Here is a 7,874-nt window from a genome sequence, read left to right as displayed (position 1 = left end):
CGTCTTTATGCACGTGTCTTAGCTCGCGCTGCCTTCGTCAGGCAGGCGGCCTCAATCGGGCCGTTACTCCTCTCCGGCATGAACCGGAAACTGATCATCGATGTTCCTTTCTTCACGGGCGAGGCAGACTTTCGTGAACTCGCCCGGAACGTTCATGCACTGGATTCATCCGCCAGGATTGAGTGGTCGGTCGCTTGCCGAATTGTCCATATCGAATGCACTTGTGATGCCGACCTTGCATCAGTGGCGGTGCTTCAGACAGGTTTGATCCCCGGCTCGGTTCTCCGCGTTTGGCAATCATCTGGCTGTTAGCCGATGCTTCCGAGCACCGGAAAGACATCGAGCAGCCAGTAGGACAGCGCGGTGAGCTGCCCAGTCATCATCGCCAGTCCCATCACGACCATGACCGTGCCAGCGGCCTGATGCAGGCGGCGCCCGACCCGTCTGGCACCTCGCAATCGACCGACAATCCGATCGGTGAACCCCGCAACGATCAGAAATGGTACACCGAGTCCGGCAGAATAAACCGCCAGCAGCGCGACACCTTGCCCAACCGTGGCGCTCGCTGCGCTGGCAGTGAGGATCGCACCGAGAATGGGGCCGATACAGGGGGTCCAGCCGAAGCCGAACGCGAGCCCCAGCACATAGGACGCTGTCGGCCTGCCGCCCGGGATGTCGAGATGAAAACGAAGATCCCGTTCCATGGCGCCGATCCGCGCCGCGCCGATCATGAACAGCCCGAACACGATCACGATACCGCCGCCAACGAGATTGAGTTCATACCGCCACCTGAGCAGGGCCTGGCCCAGGGCCGTTGCCGAGGCCCCGAGCACCATGAAAATGGTCGAAAAGCCGAGCACGAAACAGAAGCTGAGCCAAAGGGTTTGAGCCCGGCCGGTCTCCACATTGCCAGCTGTCGTCCGTCCTGCAATGTAAGACACGTAACCCGGCACCAGCGGCAGGACGCAGGGCGACACAAAGGAGATCGCTCCGGCCAGCAGGGCCGCGGTCATCCCCAGGAGCGACAGATCGGCCATGTGCGACCTCCAATTTCAGTTGAATATATCAATGATCCGATCCACGAGTCCGGGCTCGGGCATGGGCGCGTTCGTTAGCTCGTTGATGTAGAGGACAAGGTTGACCCGACCGAATTCCGTGCCGTGGAAAATGCCCGCGTGGCGCCCGCCCCGCGCGAAGAGATGGACCATGGGTGCATCTCCCTCACGTTCTGACAGCGAAGCGAATGATGCGGCGGCGGATGCTGTACCATTCGCCGCGACTCCACGTTCCCAGTTCGTGCCGTCCCAACCCGTATCGGATGCGGCACCGACAGTCAGGAAGACCACCATCTCGCGCATCGGCGTGACATTCACCGACTCCTGAACCTCCCTCAGCAGCGCCTGTTGCGCCCCGCATGGGGCGCCGCAGTCTGCCGGGACAAAGCTGAGCACCGCGATCTTCTCGTCCAGGTCCCCCAAATTGAGATACGTTCCATCAGCCAGCGTCAGATCAAGCCGCGGAAGACGATGCTGATCGAATGCCTCGAAGGCCGGTTCCCGCTCGGTCATCACCTCGTCAATCCTCGCGCCGGGGTGGTGGGCGGCGGCCTCGGTGACGGGCGTGAATGCCAGCATGAGGGCAAGGGCAAAGCGTTTCATTCCGCACCCTCCGGCCCGGTGGCGGCGATGCCCAGAACAGGCACATCGACCGTGATCTCGCCCGCAGTCTCGAAAGTCAGGGTCATGGGAAAGCTCGTGCCCTCTTCGAGTCTTTGTGTGAGCTGCATCAGCATCAGATGCATGTCCCCCGGTGCAAGCGTCACGGCTTCATCGGCAGGAAGGTCCAGTACGTCGAGATGCACCATGCGGGAAACGCCGCTCCCGTCCGTTTCGACGGCGTGGAGCATGACCTCGCCTGCAATCGGGCTCGACACGGACAACAGGCGGTCGTCCGCATCACTTGTCAGGCTCAAATACCCGGCACCCGGCCGGCCTGCGATGATCGTGGCGCGTGCCCATGGGGCGGTGATGGACACGTCTGCCAGGGTGGCGACGGGGAGTGCAGCCAGGAAAACCGCAAAGATTTTCTGTTTCATAGGAGTCATTCTTCGTTGTCGATAAGCCCGGATATCTGTTCTGCCAGCGCGTCCGCGGGTTGATCACCCTCACGGAACACATCCTCGGGGCGCATCAGGTAGATATGGCCGGAATGGGCCATGAGATATCCGTCGGGCACGGCCTCGTCTTCGGATCGCTCATACCACACGCGGAAATTGCCGGCGGCCTCGGCCACCTGTGCCTCGGTGCCGGTCAGGCCGACCATTCGCGGATGGAAGGCGGAGACATAGTTGGCCATCACCTCTACGGTATCCCGCGCCGGATCGACGGTGATGAAGATCGGCACGACGCGCTCGGCCTGCGGTCCGAGGTTGTCCATCACACTGGCCAGATACGCCAGCGTGGTCGGGCAGATGTCGGGGCAGTAGGTGAAGCCGAAGAACACCAACTGCCAGCGCCCGGCATGACTGTCATCCGTCACCGGGCGGCCGGTGTGGTCGGTCAGGGTATAGTCGTTGCTGATCGCGGCTTCGCCAGTGACGACAGGGGAAGGCAGTTCGGGCGGATGTGTCACGCGCCAAAGAAACGCGCCGCCATACACCACGGCGAACGCGGCTATGGCGGCCCATAGCATCCGTCGAATGCGTCGATGACGATTTGTCGTTGATGACTTGGACATTCAGTTGCTCGTGCCGTTCGGTACATTGGTCGAAATCTTGTTAGCCTCACAGCCCTTGCTCTTGCACATGACGCAATATCCGGTGACGCACATCACGGCGCAGGGGGCGAGGCTGAGGATCAGGGGCGCCGGCCCGATCGCGGTCAGCCAGCCCCAGTTCAGCGCCATGCCGGCACCGATAACCGCCATCGCGGTGATCACCAGGCCCCTGCGATCAAGGGGCAGGCGCAAACCGGCGGCTCGGTTCGAAGTTGTCAGGTCAGGTGTTTCGCTCATCGGTCAGCTTCTCCCTTTTGCGATGACGGTTTGGAATTGCGCGACCGCGTCCGGGCTGTCCCATTCGGCGGGCCCGACCAGGCGGCCCAGCTCACGGCCTCGCCGGTCGATCAGGATCGTGGTCGGCAGACCATAGGCAGCGAAGGCCATCATCGCCCGGATATCCTCGGCCAGGTACATTCCCAGATGCCGGATCCCAATTTCCTCATAGAACTGGCGGACCACCTGCATTCGAGCGCGGTCGATTGACAATGGCAAAACGTGGAAATCATCACCGCCAAGGCGGGCCTGGAGTGCGTCGAGCGTCGGCATCTCCTCGCGGCAGGGCACGCACCACGTTGCCCAGATGTTCAGCAGCACGACCTTGCCATGGAAATCATCGAGCGTCAGGTCGCGCCCGTCGCCATCGACAAAAGGCGGTGACAGCATCTCGCGCGGTTCGTCATGAAGCTGTACCAGTGGCCGTGCGAAGGCGGGCCCGGCCGCCAGCGCCATAGCGCCCGCCAGAAAATGTCGCCGTTTCATTGTACGGTCTCCTCCTGCAACCTGCGCACCAGCGGCAGGATTTCCTCATTCAGGATTTGCCGGTTGAAAGGCCCGACATGCTTGAATGCAATCCGGCCTGCGGCATCGATCACATAGGTTTCCGGCACGCCGTATACGCCCCAGTCAATCGCCACGCGCCCGTCGCGATCCGCGCCGATGCGGGTGAACGGATTGCCCAACTCGTCCAGAAACGCCCGCGCCTCGGCAGCGGCGTCCTTGTAGTTGATGCCGTAGATCGGCACTTCGCCCGTCTCGGCGAGTTCCACCATCAGCGGGTTCTCGGCCCGGCAGGGTACGCACCAGGACGCCCAGACATTGACAAGGGAAACCTGTCCCGTCAGGTCGGTCGAGGCGAGCCCGTCCTCCCGGCCTTCGATCGGTGGCAACGTGAATTCCGGCATCGGTCGTCCGATAAGGGCCGAAGGCAGCCGGTCGTCGTTGTTGAAGAGCCCCCAATAGAAGGCCGCACCAATCCCGGCAAAGATCGCCAGGGGCAGCATCATCATCGGGGAATAGCGCCGCGCCCGATGGCCCGTCTGTACTTTCATGACCCATCCCCCTCGTTCTCGGTGATCCGGGCCTGTGCAATCCGCTGACGTTCGGGCCAGGTACTCTTGATAAAGGCGAGAACCGCGATGATCTCGGCGTCGCTCAAAACGTCTTGATAAGCGGGCATGTCGCTTTCGTAGCCCGGAACAACCCCGCCGACACCGAGCCGAGTGATATTGAACAGATCCCGATCCGCATGGTGCCAGGTGTGGCCGGTTTCGTCATGCGGGGGCGCGGGCATGCGGCCGTCGGCATTGCGGCGGCGCCAGTCCGGCGCCCCTTCCAGATCGGCGCCATGGCAGGATGCGCAGGTTTCGGCGTATAGTGCCTCGCCGCGCGCGATCTGCTCTGGCGCGATGACCTCGCGGAGAAAAGTTGTTTGCTCCGATCCGACCCGCCGGGTTTCGGCCCATACCGCGACGGCCAGGCCCGAGATCGCCACCACCGTCATGAACAGAAACCGCATCCTCATGATGGCGCCCGCAGGTACTTGACGAGCGCAAGCGCGGCGAGCACCAGAACCGCGATCAGCGGAAGCACGACCAGCCCGCTTCCCAGCATCATACCCATCATCGGTCCACCCATCATTTGGCCGATGCAATCGCCGATGAAGCCCGTGCCGGGCCCGCCTACCTGTCCGTTCATTTCGACCTCCTGAAATATCTGCAAAGGATCACGACAGCCGCGACGAGTGCTGCTAGCCCCACAAACGGCACCAGCGTCATCGCGAAGATGGCCGCCGCGATGCCGATGGTTTCCGTCAGCAGTTCCGCAGCCTCACTCATCGGAATAGACCGCCACGCCATCCGGCCCGAAGGAGTAGACACGCAACGTGCCGGTTTTCTCCGGCGCCATGCCGGGGGCGTTGGCGGGCATACCCGGCAGGGTGATGCCGGTGATGTCCGGGCGTTCTTCCAGAAGTCGCCCGATGATCTCGGAGGGCACCAGCCCGCTGACGACATAGCCGTCGATCATGGCGAGGTGACAGCCGATCCCGCGTTCGGGCACCCCTGCATCGACGGAGCGGTCATCGAAATCCCGGTCATCGATCACCTCGACCGCGAAACCGTTGTTCCGAAGGTATTCGGCATAGGCATCGCAACAGCCGCAGCCGGGCGCGCGCCAGATGGTGACGTGCTCTGCACCCTGCGCGGCTGCGGAAGTGACCACGGGCAGAGGGGGGCCATGATCAGTCGCCAGCCAGGTTGCTGCGGCAGCACCGGCGCCTGCCACGCCCAAGGTCAATGCAAGTATCTTTTTCATCGTCAGCGTTCCTGTTCTCAAAGGGCCGCAAGGGTCGCCCAACTGGCGCCCCCGTCGCGGCTTTGTTGCAGTTCGGTATCGGTGGCGGCGACGATATGGCCCGGATCCCCGGGATCGACGGCAAGGGCAGTCGCGCGCAGGTCCGATCTGCGCGCCCATATCACGCCGCCGTCGGCGGAGGCCCAGAGGCCCGAGGCAAGGGCCGCGTAAAGCCGTTCCGGCGCGGCATGGGCCGAGACGAGCACCAGAACCGGCTCGTCCGCAGGTAGCGGGGCCTCCGGCGGCGGCGCGGCCCCGGCAACGAGCGCATCCATGGCATCGCCTGCCACGACGTCCTGCCAACGGCAGAAACAATCCGGCACGCGGGTCAGGCCATGATCGGTCCCGGCATAAAGCCATATCCCGCCCATGCCTGAGGCAAGATTGACGGAGGCGAGCGTCGACACATCCCGTTCGGCCTCGTCGATCCAGGGGCGGTCCATAACGAAAGTCCAGGTTTCGCCGTCGTCCTCGCTGCGCCACAGGCCGTCGCCCGCAACGGCGGCATAGTCCGTGCTGGGCGCGGTCGCCGCGATGGTGAGTGCCGTAACCTGCGCGTCGGGCAAGCCGGTGCCCGCGGAGCGCCAGGACCGTCCGCAGTCCTCCGACCGTGCGATGCCGCCGCCTTCCAGCGCGGCGATGAGCCGTTCCGGGCGCTCGGGGTGATTGGCCAGAGCGTAAATTGGTCGCGTGGGAGTTGTCAGTTGGGCAGGTTCCCCGGTGGAAAGATCAACGGCCCTGATCCTGTCCCCCGCGACAATTACCGCTTCGCCGCTGAAGGCGAGCGCCGCCGCGGCATGTCCCGCAGCCCGCGCACTGCGCCCCGGAAGAAGCGCCGCGATGAAAGCGCCACCAGCCGAGGCGAGGAACATCCGCCGGTGTGGCGTCAGCGGGTTTCCCGCGCCAGTATCCCTCGAGGAGCTTTTGGCAGCGCTCGATCGGGTCATGTTCCTTTCCTCACGCAACACGGATCACCCCCATCATCCCGCCCGCTTGATGTTCGAGGATGTGGCAGTGGTACATCCAGTCGCCGGGATTGTCGGCGACGAAGGCAATCTCGATCCGCTCACGCGGAGCCATCAGCACCGTATCCTGCCATTCGCGGTGCGTGGTGGGCTGCCCGTTCCGGCTCAGCACCCGGAAGGAATGACCGTGCAGGTGAATCGGGTAATGGAACGCCGTGGCATTGGTCATCGCGATGACGTGGCTCCGGTCCCTTTCCAGCGCCAGCATCGGATCGAGGATGTGGCCCTCGGCGGCGATGCCATTGACGAACCAGATATCCTCGCCAAGCATCATCCCCATAATGTCGTTACCCATCATGCGGCCTTCGCCGGTAATCCCCATCTGCCGCTCGACCATCCCGCCCATCATGCCGCCGGTGAAGGTCACTTGGTGGCGGAGAGCGTTGGTCAGGTCAGGCTCGGGGAGCGGATTGGAAGGGAGGAGCACCGACCAGGCGGGCGGCTCATCGCGGAGCGGTTCATCCGCATAGGTCAGATCGACCAGATGAAAATTGTTCCCGGCATAGAACCGGTCGGAAACCGTTACCCGCTCACCCGGCGCGCCGGTCATATCGAGGATCAGGTCCACCCGCATCGCCGGGCCGATCAGAACCCGGTCGCGCCCGCTCGGCGCATGCGGCGTAACCGGCTGGCCGTCGAGCGCGATCACCTGCGGCGTGAGTGCCCCGAAATCCAGCGCAAATATCCGGGCATTGGCGGCGTTGATCAGCCGCAGGCGGATGCGCTCGCCCGACCTTACCGCCAGTGCCTCCGGAACTTGGCCGTTAATTGTGACCGTATTGCCCAGCCGTCCGGCATGGCTCTTGTCCATAAACCCGCCGAAATCCCCGGCGATCTCCGCCTCCTCGGTCAACCGCCAGTCGTCCAGAATCCAGGTCAGGTCGCGGTCGACCCTGGGTGGTTCCGCCTCTTCGACGATCAATGCGCCGTAAAGACCCCGGCCAACCTGTTCGAAACTACGTTGATGGGGGTGATACCAGAATGTTCCGGCATCCACGGCGTCGAATTCGTAAGTAAAGCGCCCGCCCGGCGCGATCGGTGTCTGCGTCAGATGCGGAACGCCGTCCATGGTGTTGGGAACACGCATGCCGTGCCAGTGGACGGTGGTTTCCTCGTCACGCGCATTCTCGACCTCGATGCAGAGGCGGTCCCCCTGCTGGATGCGGATTTCCGGGCCGGGAACGGTGCCGCCATAGCACCAGATATCGGTTTCGCCCCAGGGCTCGGGCACAAGGCGCGCGCGATCCGGCGCGGCGCGCAGAATGAATGAGTTGGAGCCGTCAGCCAGAGTACCCCGAAATGGGAGTGCGGCACCAGCCGCGGCACTTGCGGCAAGGAACGTCCGGCGCGATAGTGCGGAGCGGGAAAGTGGTTTCATGTTGCAATCTCATCTGATCACCGTCTGGAACAACCAAGCCTGCGTAGCTTGGCCATGATGCA

14 protein-coding genes are annotated in these 7,874 nt (G+C 63.5%); 1 reads left to right on the top strand and 13 read right to left on the bottom strand.

All coding sequences use genetic code 11. The annotated features are described in order from the left end of the window. A partial coding sequence (locus ACFO5X_RS19610) for a hypothetical protein (RefSeq protein WP_380720118.1) occupies positions 1 to 312 on the top strand: 312 nt, incomplete at its 5' end. On the opposite strand, the gene ACFO5X_RS19605 is transcribed toward ACFO5X_RS19610, so the two are convergent. The 13 genes from ACFO5X_RS19605 to ACFO5X_RS19545 are packed head-to-tail and all read right to left on the bottom strand — an operon-like array spanning position 309 to position 7,812. Then, positions 309 to 1,037, bottom strand: coding sequence for a cytochrome c biogenesis CcdA family protein (locus ACFO5X_RS19605; RefSeq protein ID WP_380720116.1), 729 nt, complete (start codon positions 1,035 to 1,037; stop codon positions 309 to 311). The two genes, ACFO5X_RS19610 and ACFO5X_RS19605, sit on opposite strands and share 4 nt — an antisense overlap. Before the next feature lie 15 nt (positions 1,038 to 1,052). Beyond that, positions 1,053 to 1,658, bottom strand: a complete 606-nt coding sequence (locus tag ACFO5X_RS19600) for a cytochrome-c oxidase (protein ID WP_380720114.1) — start codon at positions 1,656 to 1,658, stop codon at positions 1,053 to 1,055. After that, positions 1,655 to 2,095 carry a copper chaperone PCu(A)C gene (locus ACFO5X_RS19595; protein ID WP_380720112.1) on the bottom strand — a complete coding sequence of 147 codons (441 nt, stop codon included), beginning with the start codon at positions 2,093 to 2,095 and terminating at the stop codon, positions 1,655 to 1,657. Before ACFO5X_RS19595 ends, ACFO5X_RS19600 begins: the two co-directional genes overlap by 4 nt. Positions 2,096 to 2,100: 5 nt before the next feature. Beyond that, positions 2,101 to 2,736: an SCO family protein gene (locus tag ACFO5X_RS19590; protein ID WP_380720109.1), complete on the bottom strand. Its 636-nt coding sequence runs from the start codon at positions 2,734 to 2,736 to the stop codon at positions 2,101 to 2,103. Then, positions 2,737 to 3,012, bottom strand: coding sequence for a hypothetical protein (locus tag ACFO5X_RS19585; protein ID WP_380720107.1), 276 nt, complete (start codon positions 3,010 to 3,012; stop codon positions 2,737 to 2,739). It lies immediately after the preceding gene. A gap of 3 nt (positions 3,013 to 3,015) precedes the next feature. Next, positions 3,016 to 3,537, bottom strand: a complete 522-nt coding sequence (locus tag ACFO5X_RS19580) for a TlpA family protein disulfide reductase (protein WP_380720105.1) — start codon at positions 3,535 to 3,537, stop codon at positions 3,016 to 3,018. Then, complete coding sequence (locus ACFO5X_RS19575) at positions 3,534 to 4,061, bottom strand: DsbE family thiol:disulfide interchange protein (protein WP_380720139.1); 528 nt, start codon at positions 4,059 to 4,061, stop codon at positions 3,534 to 3,536. Before ACFO5X_RS19575 ends, ACFO5X_RS19580 begins: the two co-directional genes overlap by 4 nt. Before the next feature lie 41 nt (positions 4,062 to 4,102). Continuing rightward, positions 4,103 to 4,573 (bottom strand): cytochrome c, encoded by a 471-nt coding sequence (locus ACFO5X_RS19570; protein ID WP_380720103.1) that lies wholly within the window; start codon positions 4,571 to 4,573, stop codon positions 4,103 to 4,105. A 2-nt stretch (positions 4,574 to 4,575) separates the two neighbouring features. Continuing rightward, the gene (locus ACFO5X_RS19565) at positions 4,576 to 4,752 is read right to left on the bottom strand and encodes a hypothetical protein (RefSeq protein ID WP_380720101.1); all 177 of its coding nucleotides are present in this window, start codon (positions 4,750 to 4,752) and stop codon (positions 4,576 to 4,578) included. Then, positions 4,749 to 4,892, bottom strand: a complete 144-nt coding sequence (locus ACFO5X_RS19560) for a hypothetical protein (RefSeq protein ID WP_380720099.1) — start codon at positions 4,890 to 4,892, stop codon at positions 4,749 to 4,751. Before ACFO5X_RS19560 ends, ACFO5X_RS19565 begins: the two co-directional genes overlap by 4 nt. Continuing rightward, positions 4,885 to 5,370 (bottom strand): DUF411 domain-containing protein, encoded by a 486-nt coding sequence (locus tag ACFO5X_RS19555; protein WP_380720097.1) that lies wholly within the window; start codon positions 5,368 to 5,370, stop codon positions 4,885 to 4,887. Before ACFO5X_RS19555 ends, ACFO5X_RS19560 begins: the two co-directional genes overlap by 8 nt. 17 nt (positions 5,371 to 5,387) lie before the next feature. Further along, on the bottom strand, positions 5,388 to 6,356 hold the full coding sequence (locus ACFO5X_RS19550; RefSeq protein WP_380720095.1) for a beta propeller repeat protein: 969 nt from the start codon (positions 6,354 to 6,356) through the stop codon (positions 5,388 to 5,390). A gap of 10 nt (positions 6,357 to 6,366) precedes the next feature. Continuing rightward, positions 6,367 to 7,812 carry a multicopper oxidase family protein gene (locus tag ACFO5X_RS19545; protein WP_380720093.1) on the bottom strand — a complete coding sequence of 482 codons (1,446 nt, stop codon included), beginning with the start codon at positions 7,810 to 7,812 and terminating at the stop codon, positions 6,367 to 6,369. Positions 7,813 to 7,874: the final 62 nt, after the last annotated feature.

The organism is Seohaeicola nanhaiensis (assembly GCF_042654245.1).
GTDB classification, from domain to species: Bacteria; Pseudomonadota; Alphaproteobacteria; order Rhodobacterales; family Rhodobacteraceae; genus Seohaeicola_A; species Seohaeicola_A nanhaiensis.
This window is presented reverse-complemented; position numbering and strand designations above follow the sequence as displayed.